Below are 16,130 nucleotides of genomic sequence, written 5' to 3'. Positions count from 1 at the left end.
CAGAACCTCGTCCCACTGCCGCCAGCCAAAATCACCGGCGCAAACCGGATCCCGGAACCTGCTTCTATGCTCATAGCGCCTTATCTTATTGGAAAAAGGTGTCGAGCGCAGAGGAAAAAGCAACAATAGTCTGCCGCCAAGGCGACGAAAATCCGTCGGCAAGTCCGTCCTCGTCCGCAACCAGACCTATAAGGTCGTCGGCTGGATCAAGGACATCGAGGACGGCGCTCAGGCCGAGGCCGTCTTCATCCCCTACACGAATGCTGCAGGGGGCTTTGTGCGTCTGCGTTCAGGCACGCCACTTATCCTTAGCAAGTGCTTCAGTCCATCGATGCGGGCTGCCGTTGCATTTGCTTTCCGCCTCATATGGTTCGTTGAGACTCTATGCGCTAAAAGATATTGCACTTATATCAAAGAGATATTGATGTGATGTCGAAGGCTTAGCCTCGTCTTGTAAAGGGTAGCCTCCACATGCTTGGCCGCTTGCGTCAAAACCCATCTTTTGCCCCGGCTCAATAAAGAAAGCCAGAGGCTTCGGCCTCTGGCTTTCTCCGTTCGACGGGTATTGCGCCTTAGAAGCTCCAGGACATACCGCCGTCCATGTAGCGTCCCATCTGGGTCAGAGCGTAGGGCGTGTGGCCCCAGTATGCATCGTGCAGCATCACGTACTGGTAGAAGTTGCTGCGTCCCAGCACGTTCTCCATGCCGGAGTAGATCTTCAGGTTCTTGTGGCGCACGGGCAGGTTGATCTCATAGCGAAGGTCCATGCGGGCGTAGCTGGTTCCGCGCATTGCGTTGACCTGCGACAGGTCGTAGATCTCGCGTTGCTGGTTGTACGACTCGTCGAGCAGGAACGGCGTATACGGCGTGCCGGAGTGGTAGCTGTAGCGTCCGGTCAGGACCTGGCGGCGGCTGAGGCGTACGCCGCCCAGCAGGTTCCCAAGGATCGGCATGTCGTAGTTCGCGCGGCGCCAGACGCCATCGAGAGCGGTGTGCTGCACCGAGCGCGAGGTGAGGTTGACCTGCGCGAAGACGCGGCGCTTCATGTTCGTCTCGTACTGGGCTTCAAAGCCGAGCACCTTGCCGCGGCCCGCGCTCACCATCGGCATGTAGAGGTACGGCTGTCCGAAGGAGTCGACCATGTCGGCCAGGCTGAGCGAGGTGAACTGCGTGGAGACGGGATAGTCGGAGTAGCGGCGGGTGTAAACGGTGGTCATGAAGTGGCCGCCGAACCTGTCGATCGCGCTGAAGCCGAACTGCGTCTGCACGTTGCGCATCGGCTTCAGGCCGATGTTCGAGGCGTAGCCGAGCATGATCGGAAGCGAGGGCATCTGGCTGTAGCTGCCGATGCCGCCGAAGAGGAACGAGCGCTTGCCCAGGCCGAGCTTGGCGCCGGCACGCGGCATCCAGGCGGCGGAGTTGTTGATGCCCCAGTGCTCGCCGCGCAGGCCTGCCTGTAGCTCCAGCTTGCCGACCGCACGCACGGTGCCTTCACCGTACACGGCATAGTTGTGTGGAGCGCCGTTGTAGGAGGTGTTCGAGGCGTCGACCGGGGTCGGATCCTGGCTGTACGGCGTCGGGAAGCCCTGCGCCTGGTTGATGTTGTAGTCAATGCTGTGATGGCTCCAGGTGAAGCCGCCCTGTACGTGAACGCGGCTCGTCTCGAGATAGGCGTCGTACTTCATCGTGATGGGCGTCTCGTTCAGGCGATCGCTGTAGACCGGCGCATCGTTGTTATAGGCGCTGGTCTGGCTGGTGGTGCTGGTCACGCTGGAGTAGTTGAGCTGCAGATCGCTGCCGCCGTTCTTCTCCGCGCGGTGCCAGGTCACGGCGCCGGTGCTGCGGTTGCCGCCGAAGCGCGTGTTCAGAATGTTTGGGTCATCCGGGTCCTCGGTGTTCGGCGAGATGTTCAGCGTGTCGCCCGACGAGAGATAGAGCGTCTTGATGGTGTCGCGGTCGCTGAGCGCAATGGTCGAGGTCGAAAGAATGCTGTGGTAATCCGGCACACCGTCGAGACCGATGTCATTGGTGAGATAGTTCACGATGCTGTGGCGATACTGGGTCAGAGTCGAACCGATGCGGCCGATGGGCTGCTCGAGCACGAAGCCGGAGCCGGCATAGCCCAGGTCGAGCTCGCCGTGACGCTGGTCGCTCTCGGGCACACGCGTGTGCATATCGAGCACCGAGGACAGGGTTCCGCCGTACTCCGAACCATAAAGCTGCTTGTGCAGGGTGATGTCGGAGATGGCGCTCGTATCGATGACGGAGACGAATCCGCCAGAGGAGCCGTTGGTGCTGATGTGGTTGATGTTCGGCATCTCGACGCCGTCGAGGACGAAGGTGTTCTCCATCGCGTTGCCGCCATTCACCAGGTAGGTGTTGCGCGCATCGGTGTCGAAGGAGACGCCGGGCATGGTCTGGAGGTAGCGCGGAACGTCGTTGTAGGCACCGGCCGCGAGGCTGACCTCCTGGGCGGTCGCATGGAGGGCCACGCCCTCGTCCGGCGACTGTGCATGGACATCGTCGCGAACGCTCACATCGATGTTCTGCATCACGCTCTCACGCGGAGCGACGGGCTCGGCGGACTTGACCGCCGGCATCGGAGCATCGGGCAGCGGCGAGGTGCTTGTGGCCGTTGGCAGCGCATTCGGAAGCGTCAATGCCGTCATCTGCTGAGCGCGCGAAACGCTCGATACTGCCGCCATCGCCAACCCACAAACCGCAACCGTTACTGCCTTCTGCGACCCTTTGATCTTCATACGAACTCTCCTTGAGCACCGTGCTCAGGGCGTTCATCGGCGTCGACTTTTGGGCTGGGGGAGGCGGACAGTAACGTGCCACACCAAAGTACCGGGCCCGCTGCCACATTCGTACACAGGCCTTCGCGGACGCATTACCAGCGTGTAGCGCAGGGCGTCCAGCAGGGGCTAAAATGCCCTGTTTTCGGATGGTCCTCACGCTGGAGATGGAGGCTTTCGAAGGGTGGCGTAGCGAATAGATACAGCCACAAACGCTCATCCTCCTGAGCGTGGCGAACGATGAAAACTGTCCGCTGCTTCGGTCGGGATGATGAGCGTTTGTGGTGGGTAGTGGATAGCGAAAGACGGCTGACCGAAATCGATACAGCTTACGCGCGCAGCTCCAACAGGCTTTGTTCGAAGCGAAGCAGGATGGCCGTCTTGCCCAGTTGATCGACGGCAAATGCTCTGCCCGCGGCGCCAAGGGTGGCGCGAAGTTCCGGGTCGTCGATGAGCTTCTGGATCGCACCCTGGAAGGCGACGGCATCGTCTGGGTTGACGATCAGACCGGCCGGAGCGTGTCCCTTGTCTCCCGCGATGATGTACGCCACCTGAGTGTCCGGGACGGCGGTGGCGACGACAGGGCGGCCGCTGGACAGCATCCCCGTCAGCTTGGAAGGCATGACCAGGTCGGCGGCGCCGGCGCGCTGTGGCAGTAAATGGATGTCTGCGGCGTTCAGCAGCTCGTTCAGCCTGTCGAGGGGCTGCAGCGGAAGCAGTGTGATGTTGGTCTGCCGGCCTGCAAGCTCTTCAAGATGGGGACGCAGCGCGCCATCGCCACAGATGAGGAAGTGGACGCGGTCATTGTCCTTGAAGGACTGGCAGAGCGGATCGAGGATCTCGAGACCCTGCTTGTTACCCAGGTTGCCGGAGTAAAGAAGAACGATCTTATCGTCCAGCCTCAGCTCCCTGCGAAACGAGTTGGGGCCGGTGAGTGGGTGGATGAAATCGGTGTCGACCCAGTTGGGAAAGAGCACGGCGTTGGCGGGATCGACGCCTTTGATCACGGCGCGCTCCACCATCTTCCTGGAGATGCTGGAGACGCGCGAAAACGTATGCGTAAAGAAGTCTTCGAGTTCAAGCGCTAACCAATGCAGAAAGCCCTCGGCGGGCAGCAGACCGAGATCGAAGGCCGCATCGACCTCAAAGTCCTGGATGTGAAGCCAGGAGGCGCTCTTGCCGAAGGCGGCGAAGAGCAGGGCGATGGGAGCGCAGAAGAAGGTCGGCTCAACCGTGATGACGATATCCGGTTCCCAGGTGGCGAGCTTGCCAAGCACGGGAAGACTGCTCAACATGAACGAGAGCAGATGGGCCATGCGGCGCATGCCGGTCGGCACTGCGGGAACATAAATGGGGCAACGGTAGACGACGGAGTTGTTGGCGCCTTTTTCCGTGCGGTACCGGTTGGGAAGATAGTCGTCCCAGACCTTCCACGCGGGATAGTACGGCGGCGCCGTCACGACACGAACCTCATGTCCGCGTTCGATTAGCCACTCACCCATCTCACCCGAGTACTTACCGATGCCAGTGAGTTCGGGCGAGTAATTTAAGCCGTAAATGAGAATGCGCACTTTATCCCTTAGATCGAATCTTTACCGCGCAGGACGGACACGCCTTCGCCAGGCCCCATCATAAACTCATCGTTCTCATACGTTTGCGATGGAGGAGCAAGAACGCTTACTGGTGGCTCGGTTTCCGTGGAGCTACCACCCTGGCCGGCGAACCCATGGCGATCGAGTCGCTGGGAAGACTTCGTGTTACGGTGCTCCGCGCTGCAACGATGGTACCAAATCCTATATTTACTCCCGGACAGACGAACACATCGGAGGCGATCCAGCATTCGTCCTCGATCGAAATAGGTTCGTTGGTGATGGTGAAGTCGATTTTGGTCGAATCGTGACTGCCGGCGCAGAGGTAGCTTCGCTGCGAGACGACGGCGTGATTGCCGATCGAGATACGGCCGAGTGTGTAAAGTACAGTCTCGTCTCCGACCCAGGCATAGTCGCCGATGCTGAGATTCCATGGGTAAACGATCGAAACGGACGGTCGAATGATGACATTCTTGCCGATCTTCGCGCCAAAGGCCCGAAGCAGAAACGCTCTCCAGCCATACATTCCCTGCGGCGAAGGATGAAACAGAAGCGTCTGAACGATCCACCAGATCTGAACGAACCACGCTGGCTTGCCTCGGAAGTTCGCCGGTACGGTAAACCGAGACAGGTCCTGGTATCGCCGTTGGCCTCCTGAATCATGCATGGTCTCTATCCTACGCGATCTCTTTTCGAGGTTGTGTATTCCAATGCTCTCATGTGGGAGGTATGTGCCTGCCCACCAAGAGGGATATTGAGTTTCCCCGGATGCTGCCGTAAAGTGAACGTAGAACAAGCCTTCGCTGTTTTCACGACAAAAAAGTAAACTCACCTTCGCCCTCGGCTCCAATCTCGATTGGAGCGTGTGGAAAGAGGTGGATTGGTTTATAGTACCGAGTGTTGTGCCGGTTGACATCTCCGGCTGGTTGGGATTTAGATGTGCGTTTCTATATGCACCAAAATCTCAGAACAAGGTAACCTAGTACAAATCATCTGAATTTGAATCTCGGGCAGGAGAGTGCGTTTTGAAGAAGGCATTGATCACGGGAGTGACCGGGCAGGACGGCGCGTATCTGGCGGAATTTCTCCTCAAGAAGGGGTATGAGGTTCACGGTATCAAGCGTCGCACCTCGCTCTTCAACACGGCGCGTATCGACCACATCTATGAGGATCCGCATAACCCGAATCCTAAGTTCTTTCTGCATTACGGAGATATGACGGACTCGACGTCGCTGATCCACATCATGCAGAAGGTTCAGCCGGACGAGGTCTATAACCTGGCCGCGCAGTCGCATGTGCAGGTCTCGTTCGAAGAGCCGGAGTACACGGCGAACTCGGACGCGCTCGGCGTGCTTCGTCTGCTGGAGGCCATCCGCATCCTCGGCCTCGAGAAGAAGACGAAGTTCTACCAGGCGTCGACTTCAGAGCTTTACGGTCTGGTGCAGGAGATCCCGCAGAAGGAGACGACTCCCTTCTATCCGCGTTCGCCCTACGCCGTCGCCAAGATGTACGGCTTCTGGATCGTGGTCAACTACCGCGAGGCCTACGGCATGTTCGCCTGCAACGGTACGCTCTTCAACCATGAGAGCCCGCTGCGCGGCGAGACCTTCGTCACCCGCAAGATCACGCGCGGTCTGTCGCGCATCAAGGTCGGCCTTCAGGAAAACCTCTTCATGGGTAACCTGGATGCTCGCCGCGACTGGGGTCATGCCCGCGACTACGTCGAGATGCAGTGGATGATGCTGCAGCAGGAGAAGCCCGTCGATTACGTCATCGCGACCGGCGTGCAGTACAGCGTGCGCGAGTTCATCCAGCGCTGCTGCGAGCTGCTGGAGCTGGACCTGACCTGGTCTGGCACTGGTGTGGACGAGAAGGCCGTGGACAAGGATGGCAAGGTTGTCGTCGCCGTCGATCCGCGCTACTTCCGCCCGACCGAGGTCGAGACCCTGCTGGGCGATCCGACCAAGGCGAAGACCGAGCTCGGCTGGGTTCCCCGCACCAGCTTCGACGAACTCGTCAAGGAGATGGTTGCGAGCGATCTGGCCGCCGCCGAGCGCGACGCCCTGGTCATCAAGCATGGCTACAAGGCGTACAACGTTCGCGAGACCTAGCACCTCGGCAGCCTGGGGCGGCGATTTCTGCCGCCCCAGGCTGCGCTTCAAGTCAGAAGAGCGACCAAGCTGGATGCCTTCGGGTGCGCCGTTTGCGTCTTTGCGCCTCCCTGCAACATCCCATGATCGAACGGAGTGAGCTATGTCTTCCCATTTCATGCCCCTGGACGCGCGCATCTACATCGCCGGCCACCGTGGTCTTGTCGGTTCGGCGATTCATCGCGGCCTCACCGCACAGGGCTACACCAACATTCTTACGCGCACACGGACCGAGCTCGACCTGCTCGACCATGAGGCGGTCGCGAAGTTCTTCGCCGATGAGAAGCCGGAGTACGTCTTCCTCGCCGCAGCGAAGGTCGGCGGCATTCTCGCTAACAACACCTATCCGGCGGACTTCATTCGCGACAATCTGACGATCCAGACCAACATCATCGAGTCCAGCCGCGACGTCGATGTGACACGTCTGCTCTTCCTCGGATCTTCCTGTATCTATCCGAAGATGGCGCCCCAGCCGATGCCGGAGACCTGCCTGCTGACCGGTCCGCTTGAGCCGACCAACCGTCCGTATGCGCTGGCCAAGATCGCCGGCATCGAGATGTGCTGGAGCTACAACCGTCAGTACGGCACGAAGTACCTGGCGGCGATGCCGACTAACCTGTACGGTCCGGGCGACAACTTCGATCTGAAAAACTCGCACGTGCTGCCGGCGCTGATCCGCAAGACAGCCGAGGCCAAGGCCGCAGGCGCGAAGGACATCACGGTCTGGGGCACAGGCACGCCGCGCCGCGAACTGTTGTACTCGGACGATCTGGCCGAGGCGTGCATCTTCCTGATGAATCTGGACGAAACGAAGTTCGGCAGCCTGATGAACGAAGACGGTCCCCCGCTGATCAACATCGGAACCGGTGAAGACGTCACCATCCGCGAGCTGGCGGAGGTCGTCTCGAAGGTGCTGGGCTTTGAGGGCGAGCTGGTCTTCGACACGACCAAGCCGGACGGAACGCCGCGCAAACTGATGGATGTCACCCGTCTGCACGATCTGGGCTGGCATCACAAGGTCGGTCTCGAAGAAGGCATCGGCCGAACCTGGGAGCTGGCGAAGACCTTCCTCTAACGCTGTGTGATTTGCTGCAAAAGGCCTGCCGCCGAGAGATCGCGGCAGGCCTTCTGTTCTAGCTAGGGTAGTTCTGATCAAGTGACCAGCATTCCCTCGGCAGCTAAAGCGCTAAAGCCGCATTCATTCCGAATGATTTGCGGCGGGACTGAAGTCCCGCCGTTTCAAAACACGGGCTTATTCAGAAGTTCCCTAGGAACTGGCCGCAACCGTCTTGATCCGCATATCGCGCAACAGGTTGCGAATCAGGACACTCTGGATCGGCAGCGTGATGATCAGTTGAGTGAGGATGGAGCCCAGGCAGACGCCGATGATGCCGAATCGGCGCGTGAAGTAGATGGAAAGCCCCAGGTTTGCGAGGCTGACAAAGATGGCGACGATCGACTGTACCTTCAGCACACCTGCCCCGTTCAGCAGCATGGAGAAGCAGGAGGAGATCGAGGCGATGACGCTCCAGACGGCAAGAGCGATTAAAAGCGCGATCGAGGGATGAACCTCGCGGCCGACGGTATGCTTCAGCAGCCATGGACCGATCAGTACAAAGAACGTGCCAGCGAGCGCGGAGAACGTAAAAGCCGTCTTCAGAGAATTGAGAAAGGTACTCCGTACCCAGCCTACGTCTCCACGCGAGGCCGCCTCACCATACGCCGGCCATAACGGTAGAAGCACCATGGAGATAAGCATGGAAATGACGGCAAAGAGCTTCTGCGGAACCGAATACACGGCGACTGCGGCCGCGCCCTTGACCTGCGCGATGACGATATTGTCCGAGGTATAGCTCAGCGCAACGGCGGTCTGCAGGATGAAAAACATCAGGCCGCTTTGCAGTAACCGCCGCGACGTCGTGCCGTGATACGTCGCCCACCGGGGCAGAAGCCAGGGCATCTCGCGAAAGAGCAGATAACCGTTGATCAGCGTAGCGACGACGATGCCGCAGCTTGAGGCGAAGACCAGCCATGACAGGCTGCCGTGCAGGACGATGACGACGAAGAGCAGGATGAGTCCGAGTGCGCTGCCCGCTGCGGCGACGATGTTCGAAAGATAGCCCTGCTGCAGTCCCGACTGGATTCTCAGAATGACGCCCAGGGGAATATTGGCGACAAAGAAGGCGTAGAGCACGACGAAGGCATGCGCGCCCTGCACGGCCAGGTCGGGGCGCACGTTGAAGAGCCGCGGCCAGGGCAGGAATGGGTAGGCGACCACGCCGATCAGCGTAAGCGACCCTGCAATGATCAGCATCAGAAAGAAGGCGCTGGAGATGGCCTCTTCGAGTGCCACGCGGTCGTCCTTGCCACTGGCGTCGGCGACTGCGTTCATCAGGCCGTTGCCGATGCCGAGGTCGGCAAAGCTCATGGCGCCGATGATCGAGACCAGCACCATCCATACGCCGTAGAGCTCCGGCCCGAGATAGCGCAGCGTGAACGGCACCGAGACCAGCGTGCCGCCGACGCTGATGACCTTCGAGACGCCAGAGGCCAGCGAGGTGAGAAACACACGGCGCATCCGCTCCCGCGCCCGCCCGTCCTCGGTCGAGGTGTCGAAGGGCTTAAGCGTCAGGTTGGCGAGCGATCTTTTGATCTTCTGGATCATCGCGGCACGGCGTCGAGCTGCCCGCTCTGGCGCAGGCAGGCGAAGATATAGGCGGCACCGGTTTGGGTATAGTGATCGTGATCGAACAGCATGGGAACGGAGTCCCCCCCGGCCGCACCGTGTTCGGGCACCGTTTCGACGCACGTGCCGGCTGTACACGTCGCATTTACCAAAGAGATATAGGGCACGTGCCAGAGGTTTGCGGCGTCCGTCTGCATCTGTTTGTCCAATCCATCGATCAGGGTGATCCGGTGTTTATTGGCCAGGCCGGCATCGTGGGCGCGAATGCCGTATGCCAGCAGGACCGGCAGAGGCGCGTCATACTCCACCGCCGGACCGAGCACGATGAGCGGCGTATTGTTCTTGTGCGCCCAGTCCGCCAGATGCGCCAGTTCGACGAGGTCGGAGTCCTTCCAGCGCGCGGTCACGACGATCGCGTCAACCTTATTCCTAGGTAGAAACTGCCCGAAGACATACGCCATCAGTTGTGCGCAGTCGGTGCGTGCGCCTTTCAGCAGAAACGGCTTGCAGTTGGAGGCAGTGGCCTGCAGCAGATTGGCAGGCGCAATGTCGGCCGAGAGCGCGGCCCAGGCCGCCGCAGCGTGACTGTCGCCCATCAGCAAAACATTCTTGCGCTGCGGATCAAGGTGGAGGCAGGTCGCCGGGGAGTACTCCGAGTAAGGCTCCGGGAACGCGACAAAGCAGGTTCCCTGGCGGAACTGCGCAATCTCGCTTGGGTCGCGATACCAACGCGCGATCTTGAGCGCCTCCGGCGGATACCGGGACGCCATGCCGTGGAGAGCCAGCATGGAGAGGCCGACCGCCGCAATCGCGGCGATTCCGATGCCGCTGGCGATCAGGATGCTGGGCTTGCTGCCGAGTATCTTCTTCGCGCGGAACGGGTTCTCGACGAAGTAGTACATCAGAGAGGCCAGCGCGAGACATGTTGCAATGAAGATCAGCAGGTTGACCCGGTGCGACAGGCTGACGAAGTGGAGGAAGCCATCTTCGCCAAAGATAATCAATGGCCAATGCACAAGATACAGAGAGTACGAGATGCTGCCGACAAAGACGATCGGGCGCAGCGAGAGAATCGACCCCAGCCATGTCGGCTTTTCGCCTTCGCCGCTGATGATGACCAGCGCGGCACCGAGGCAAGGCGGAAGCGCCGCCAATCCCGGAAAAGGCGTGGCCGCGGTATACGTCAGGATCGGCACCAGCATGGAGGCAAGGCCGAGCGCGGCAATCATGGCTCTGGTCAACGGCTTTTCCGGGTGAGGAAAGGCCCGCAGGGCAACGATGGAACCGACCATCAACTCCCATGCACGGGTCGTCGGCATATAGAAGTTCGTCGTCGGCCAGCGGTACTGACTGTAAACGCTGAGACAGAAGGAAAGGATCGCGACCACGACGATGGCACGGGCCATCCAATCGCGCTTATAGCGATAGACAGTCGCCAGGAACAGCGGGAAGACGACGTAAAACTGCTCTTCGACCGACAGGGACCAGGTATGGAGCAAGGGCCCCGAAGCGGAGAAGTAACTTTCCTTGGTCCAGAAATAGATATTGGAGGCGGAAAAGACGGTCGCGCAGAGCGACTTCGCATAGTCGATCAGATCGACCGGCAGCAGATAGATGTATGCCAGTGCGATCGTTCCCAGCAGAACGACGACGAGCGGCGGCAGGATGCGGCGGCAGCGTCGTTCGTAGAAGGTGGAAAGACTGAAGCGACCGTTCGAGATATCGCGAACGAGAATCGAAGTAATGAGATACCCCGATATCACGAAGAAGATATCGACTCCAACATAGCCGCCGGGAGCGAACACAAACTGGATATGGAACGCAATGACGGATAGTACCGCAATCGCTCGTAGCCCATCTATATCGGGACGGTATCTGAGGGAGTGAGTGGGAGGCACAGTACAAATATACCAAACGGGCTTAACGCCTGCGTCTCAAAGACATACCGGCGAAACCCGGTCTCATCGCCACGCGAGATTACACTGAGAAGGACCATGAGGTGCAGCACGATGCGTGCAAGCGTTCGCCACAGCTTCTTCTGCGCAGCTTCCATGCTCTGCATGGCCTGCGAAGCGATCTATGCCAGCGGATTGCCGAAGCTGCCTTCAGCCACAACTGAAATCGGGGTTTCGGCCGCAGAGTCTCCGAGAGATCATGGCGCTGCATGCGATGGCAAGGCAGACGATACCAGGGCGCTGCAGGCGACATTCGATGCGGGCGCCCGCACAGGCCAGCGTGTCTATATTCCAGTCAACTGCACCCTGTCCATTCATGGCGAACTACGGCTCCCTTCCGCTACGCAACTCACGCTCGATGGCGCGCTCAAAGGCGCCGGCGGCAGACTGAACGCACTGGGCGATCTGACCGCATCGGGAACCGGCTCCATCGGCATGACGGACGATGGCAGCGGCCATGTCTTCGGCATCAGGGTGCAACAGGGCCGGGTCACCATCTCGGGAATACGATTTGTCAGCGACGGCGACAAACAACTCAACGAAGCGATTCTGATCGCTCCGACCGCAGAGGGCATCAGCACGCTCGATATCCATGACGTCTACTTCAGCAAGGTTCAGTTCGGCATCCTGCGAGACAGCTCCACTGCGGCGCACACCGTGCAATTCGCCGAGATACACCATAACCAGTTCTTCGATCTGAGCGGCGACGCCATCGAGTGGAACATCGGCTACGGAGACGGCCAGCTTTCCATTGCCGACAACAGGATCGACCTCGTGCATGGAAAGCTGGTCAACCAGGGGATCGGCATTGGAGTGGCGGGGGAAGGCCCGTATGCAGATGTTCCGATCCACGCGCAAGACCGTATCTCGATCGTCCACAATACCGTTCGCCGCGTCCGGCAGGCGCTTCACTGCGAGGTCTGTGTAAGTGCCGAGATAGACGACAACAAAATTACAGAAGTCGATCCGATGTATGGCTCGGATTCGATCGATGTGGCGGCGATTCAACTAGTCGGCTCGTACGACAGCTCGGTCAGCCGAAACCATATCTCGGAGAGCGGACGGTACGGCACGATCCTGATTATGGCCGGCGTCATTCAGAACCGCTTCATTCCCAGCGGCGGCCAGAACATCATTGTAGGCAATCAGGTGATCGGCGCGGCCGGGATATTGGATATCTGTACGTGGCAGGCTCCATCGCCCAACCATCAGGCGGTGGAGTCGATCATCAGGGACAATATCATTGTGCGTGGGACGATCCGGCATACAGGCGTGTGTTCCTATACGCTCATCGGAAACGATGTCCTATCTCCAGCAGGAGAGAACGGCCTGAACCTCGATCTGGGCGCGGGGCGGTCGCCGAACGAGCGCGGTGGCCGCTTCGTCGTCGAGCTGGAGCGCAATCACGTTCGCGACGCCGATGGGAAGGTGCAGATCAACCTGAAGGATTTCAGCGATCCTTACTTTCAGCATGTGCTTCTTCTGGGCGAGGGGAATAACTTCGCGATGCCTGCCGGAAGTGAGGCCTCAAGGCAAGACGAGCCTTTGCCCGCTCGCCCCTGAGCTTCGATGGCTATCGCTGCGATGAGGCGATGATGGCGGAGGCCAGGGCCGCGCCGATGATGCCCTGAGTTGTGACGAAGGCCGACTTGATCTTGTTCGTCGCCACGTAGAGCATGTCGCCATCTTTTAGCTGGACGGCTTCGTCCTCGCCGCGCTCCTGCTTTTTAAGCGACACCGTGATCCGCTCCAGCTTATTGTCGTTGCGGCGTATGACCACCGCCTCGCCCAGTGAGGCGATCGCCGTCGTGCCCTGCGCGAGCGAGACTGCCTCGGCCACCGAGAGCGTGCCGGAGTGAACCATCAGATAGCCGCCGGGCTTTTGCACCTCGCCCAGCACGTACACGACGCCCGATCTGCGGACGTAGACCTCGTCTCCCGGATAGACGAGGGTGTTGCGGGCCACGGCGGAGTCTCTTCCGTTGGTGTAAGGCACCTGTTCGATCTCGGTGTCGGGCGCTGCTCCGATACGTCGGATGTCCACCGTTCCGCCTGCCGCTGTGGTCTCGCCGCCAACCAGCGCCAGCACATCGACCACACTGCGTGGACTGAGAAGCAGAACACGGCCGGGCGACTGCACCTCTCCGGCGACGGTCACATAGGGCTTTGAAAATTGCAGGATGCGCAGATGCACAAGCGGATTGTTCAGCAACTTGCCATCGACTAGCAACTTCGCGATCTTACCCTCGGCGGTTCTCAGGCTGTCGCCTTCGACCTGCACGGGACCAAGGAGAGGAACGACAATATTCCCACCCTCGACGGTGAGTTGTTGCGATAGCTCCGGCACGCCGTCCACTTCGAAGTTCAACAGGAACGCCTCTCCGATGCGCAACTGGCCGAAATTTTCCGGGAGTGCGATAGGGCCGGTGGAGCTGGAGGCGGAAGCGGACGATCCCCGGGAAGGCGAGGTCGTCTGCTGATCTAAATTGGCGCCAACGGAGGTATTCGTCTGGGCGGACGCAAGAGTGCACCAGAATGCGGCGAGAAAGAATATGCTCGGCAGGCAAACTGAGTACAGAAGACTTTTTTTTGCCACCGCTCTCACCCCTTGAAATCTCACCCTTTGGACCGGTTGGTCGATCCATTTACTGATAGTAAGCATCGTAACCATAACCGTAACCGTACGCCGTCTGATTTGATTCCACATCGTTGACGACATAGCCCAGCAGACGGCCGCTATACTGCCGCAGCATCGAAGCCGTTGCGCGAACGACCTGCTTGGTGGACCTGCCTGAACGGAACACCGCGACGATCGCATCGGCATGCGGGGCGATCAGGAGCGGATCGGTCACCAGCAAAACCGGCGGGCCGTCGATCAGCACGTAGTCGAACTCTTTGCGCGCCTTTTCGAGGATCGCAAGGAAGCGCTTGGACCCCAGCAGCTCTGCGGGCATGGGCGGGATGGTGCCCGCTTCGATGATGAAGAGATTGTCCTGGTTCGGGTGTTGCTGCAGCACCTCGTCGAGCTCCAGGTTCAGGCTGAGCAGATCGCTCAGACCGCGTCCCTGCTGCAGGTTGACACGCTCTCGGATCGTCGGCCGGCGCATATCAGCATCGATCAACAAGACCCGCTTGGTCTGCAGCGCGAACGCCACCGCCATGTTGTAGGCCGTCGTCGACTTGCCTTCGCCGCTGATGCCGCTGGTGAACAGAATGACCTTCGGCGGATCGTCGATTCTTGAAAAAAGAATGGCGGTGCGAATCTGCCGATAGCTCTCCGCCGACTTCGACTTAGGAGCGCGAATCAGCCAGGCGGCATCCTCCTGTTTGTCTGGAGAAGCGGGAACATTCTTGCTCTGGCCGTTCTCCACAAAATGGGGAACGACTCCAATCACGGGAGCGGACCACGCAGCTTGGAAATCTTCGATGGTGTAAAGAAATCGATCCCGCAGGTGAAGCGCGATGCCAATCAGCAGGCCCAGCAGAAGACCGGCAGCGGTGCCGGTCGCCAGCAGGCGGCTTGCGTTGGGCGAGGAGTTCAGGCTCGGCGGACGGGCGGGATCGACAATGACCATATCCGTCGACCGTACGCCGGCAGAGATACTCGCTTCCTGCAAACGGGTATAAAGATCCTGATACAGACCGCGACTGGTGTTCTCTTCCTGCTGCAGGAACGTCAACGCGGTAAGACTGTTGCCCAGTTCGAGCACCTGTTGCCGCTGATCGGTCGCGCGCTTCCGTATCCCGTCCTCATCGGCCTTGGCCAGCAGATAGCTGCTTCTGGTCTCGGAGTTCAGGCGGACCATCTGCTCGTGAACCTGCGCATCGATGGAGTTGAGCTGGTTCTGCAGCTCCAGCACCGCAGGATACTGAGAGCCGAATTTGACCGACTCCGAGGCCATCCGGATTTTGATCGCCGAGGCCTGTTCGCGCAAAGTACCCAACACGCGCATTTCATTGCCGCCGGCCAGACCGGCACCCAGCGAACTGGCACTGTTCAGGACCAGATCGACATCATTGGTCTGGATAATGTGGTACAGAGCCTCCCGCTGGATGCGGGCTACCTCAGCACGGGTCAGCTCTTCGTTCAGTGCGCTCAACCGTTGAAACGCCGTGCTGTCGACGCTCGGCGCCATCGCTCCGATATTGCCGCGCGCTCCACCGCCGGCCGATGGAGCGGGGGCGCTCATTCCTTCGGAGACAATGCCGGATTTTTGCTGAAAAGCCGCGACCTGGCGATGATTCTCTTCAATCTTCCGCTTCAGATCCTCAAGCTGCGTCGTGAGCCAGGTAGACGCCATAGAGGTCGCTTGGTAACGGTTCTCCGTATTGTCTTGCAGGTACGCCTGCACGACATAGTTGGCAATCTTGCTGGCGCGGTTGCGATCCGTGTCGGTGTAAGAGACGGCAAGCAGGCGCGTACTTTTCAGTACCTCTACCTGGAGTCCTTTATGAAAGATCGCCAAGACGCGGTCGCGGGTATAAGGTGCATCCTTGAGCGGCAGGCTGCGCTCACGCTCGTACACATCATGCAGCTTCCCCTTGGGGATCTCGTTGTAAGGAGGCTCCTGCATGAGATTTAGCGAGGAGATCACCGACAGGGCCGTATTGTCGTTCTGTAGAATCCGCTGATGGGTCAACATGTCGGTGTTGAGCTCCATCCCGCCGCTCAGCGAGTCGCTCAAACCGGAAAGCTCTTGAAGACCGAGCCCGGAGGATGAGTCTTTATTCAACTCGACGATGGCCGTTGCCGTATAAAGCGGCGGCGTATGGAGATAAACCGCCAGGCCTGACAGGAAACCCAACACGATGCCGAGCGCGATCCAGATCTTGCGCCGTCGCAGGAACTCCCAAACGCTTTCAAGGGTTAGGTCGCTCGATCCCTGTTCCGCGTCGTTTAAATCGCTCGCAATGGACGCGTCGTTATTATCAAAAGCCATATGGTCTGGGGT

Annotated in this window: 10 protein-coding genes; 3 read left to right on the top strand and 7 right to left on the bottom strand. The window is 59.6% G+C overall.

The genetic code is table 11. From position 1 onward, the window contains the following. Positions 1 to 572: 572 nt before the first annotated feature. The 3 genes from CHB87_RS21195 to CHB87_RS21185 form a co-directional block, all read right to left on the bottom strand. Positions 573 to 2,759, bottom strand: coding sequence for a TonB-dependent receptor plug domain-containing protein (locus CHB87_RS21195; RefSeq protein ID WP_089410458.1), 2,187 nt, complete (start codon positions 2,757 to 2,759; stop codon positions 573 to 575). 368 nt (positions 2,760 to 3,127) lie between these two features. After that, complete coding sequence (locus CHB87_RS21190; protein ID WP_089410457.1) at positions 3,128 to 4,369, bottom strand: glycosyltransferase WbuB; 1,242 nt, start codon at positions 4,367 to 4,369, stop codon at positions 3,128 to 3,130. A gap of 106 nt (positions 4,370 to 4,475) precedes the next feature. Further along, positions 4,476 to 5,054: a putative colanic acid biosynthesis acetyltransferase gene (locus CHB87_RS21185; protein WP_089410456.1), complete on the bottom strand. Its 579-nt coding sequence runs from the start codon at positions 5,052 to 5,054 to the stop codon at positions 4,476 to 4,478. Positions 5,055 to 5,412: 358 nt separating this feature from the next. Between CHB87_RS21185 and gmd the strand changes: the two genes are divergently transcribed. Beyond that, on the top strand, positions 5,413 to 6,498 hold the full coding sequence (gmd, locus tag CHB87_RS21180) for a GDP-mannose 4,6-dehydratase (RefSeq protein WP_089410455.1): 1,086 nt from the start codon (positions 5,413 to 5,415) through the stop codon (positions 6,496 to 6,498). 142 nt (positions 6,499 to 6,640) lie between these two features. After that, positions 6,641 to 7,612, top strand: coding sequence for a GDP-L-fucose synthase family protein (locus CHB87_RS21175; RefSeq protein WP_281252380.1), 972 nt, complete (start codon positions 6,641 to 6,643; stop codon positions 7,610 to 7,612). 192 nt (positions 7,613 to 7,804) lie between these two features. Here the strand turns inward: CHB87_RS21175 and CHB87_RS21170 are convergent, their stop codons facing one another. Next, positions 7,805 to 9,202: a lipopolysaccharide biosynthesis protein gene (locus tag CHB87_RS21170; protein WP_089410453.1), complete on the bottom strand. Its 1,398-nt coding sequence runs from the start codon at positions 9,200 to 9,202 to the stop codon at positions 7,805 to 7,807. Further along, entirely contained in the window at positions 9,199 to 11,121 is a 1,923-nt protein-coding gene (locus CHB87_RS21165) for an acyltransferase family protein (RefSeq protein ID WP_176441913.1), read from the bottom strand. The genes CHB87_RS21170 and CHB87_RS21165 overlap by 4 nt, the downstream gene beginning before the upstream one ends. A gap of 111 nt (positions 11,122 to 11,232) precedes the next feature. Here CHB87_RS21165 and CHB87_RS21160 point away from each other — a divergent pair, with 111 nt between their 5' ends. Further along, the gene (locus CHB87_RS21160; RefSeq protein WP_089410451.1) at positions 11,233 to 12,741 is read left to right on the top strand and encodes a hypothetical protein; all 1,509 of its coding nucleotides are present in this window, start codon (positions 11,233 to 11,235) and stop codon (positions 12,739 to 12,741) included. Positions 12,742 to 12,751: 10 nt separating this feature from the next. Here the strand turns inward: CHB87_RS21160 and CHB87_RS21155 are convergent, their stop codons facing one another. Together CHB87_RS21155 and CHB87_RS21150 are read right to left on the bottom strand one after the other, a co-directional pair. Then, positions 12,752 to 13,840 (bottom strand): polysaccharide biosynthesis/export family protein, encoded by a 1,089-nt coding sequence (locus tag CHB87_RS21155; RefSeq protein WP_342743597.1) that lies wholly within the window; start codon positions 13,838 to 13,840, stop codon positions 12,752 to 12,754. After that, a complete protein-coding gene (locus tag CHB87_RS21150; protein ID WP_176441911.1) occupies positions 13,824 to 16,118 on the bottom strand; it encodes a GumC family protein in 2,295 nt (764 codons plus the stop codon). The genes CHB87_RS21155 and CHB87_RS21150 overlap by 17 nt, the downstream gene beginning before the upstream one ends. Positions 16,119 to 16,130: the final 12 nt, after the last annotated feature.

The sequence above is a fragment of the Granulicella rosea genome (assembly GCF_900188085.1).
Classification (GTDB): Bacteria; Acidobacteriota; Terriglobia; order Terriglobales; family Acidobacteriaceae; genus Edaphobacter; species Edaphobacter rosea.
This window is presented reverse-complemented; position numbering and strand designations above follow the sequence as displayed.

What these genes read in the sequence shown, in the direction of transcription:
- CHB87_RS21195 (WP_089410458.1), bottom strand. Translation starts at nt 2,759, where the DNA reads ATGAAGATCAAAGGGTCGCAGAAGGCAGTAACGGTTGCGGTTTGTGGG.
- CHB87_RS21185 (WP_089410456.1), bottom strand. Translation starts at nt 5,054, where the DNA reads ATGCATGATTCAGGAGGCCAACGGCGATACCAGGACCTGTCTCGGTTT.
- CHB87_RS21175 (WP_281252380.1), top strand. Translation starts at nt 6,641, where the DNA reads ATGTCTTCCCATTTCATGCCCCTGGACGCGCGCATCTACATCGCCGGC.
- CHB87_RS21170 (WP_089410453.1), bottom strand. Translation starts at nt 9,202, where the DNA reads ATGATCCAGAAGATCAAAAGATCGCTCGCCAACCTGACGCTTAAGCCC.
- CHB87_RS21160 (WP_089410451.1), top strand. Translation starts at nt 11,233, where the DNA reads ATGCGTGCAAGCGTTCGCCACAGCTTCTTCTGCGCAGCTTCCATGCTC.
- CHB87_RS21155 (WP_342743597.1), bottom strand. Translation starts at nt 13,840, where the DNA reads ATGCTTACTATCAGTAAATGGATCGACCAACCGGTCCAAAGGGTGAGA.
- CHB87_RS21150 (WP_176441911.1), bottom strand. Translation starts at nt 16,118, where the DNA reads ATGGCTTTTGATAATAACGACGCGTCCATTGCGAGCGATTTAAACGAC.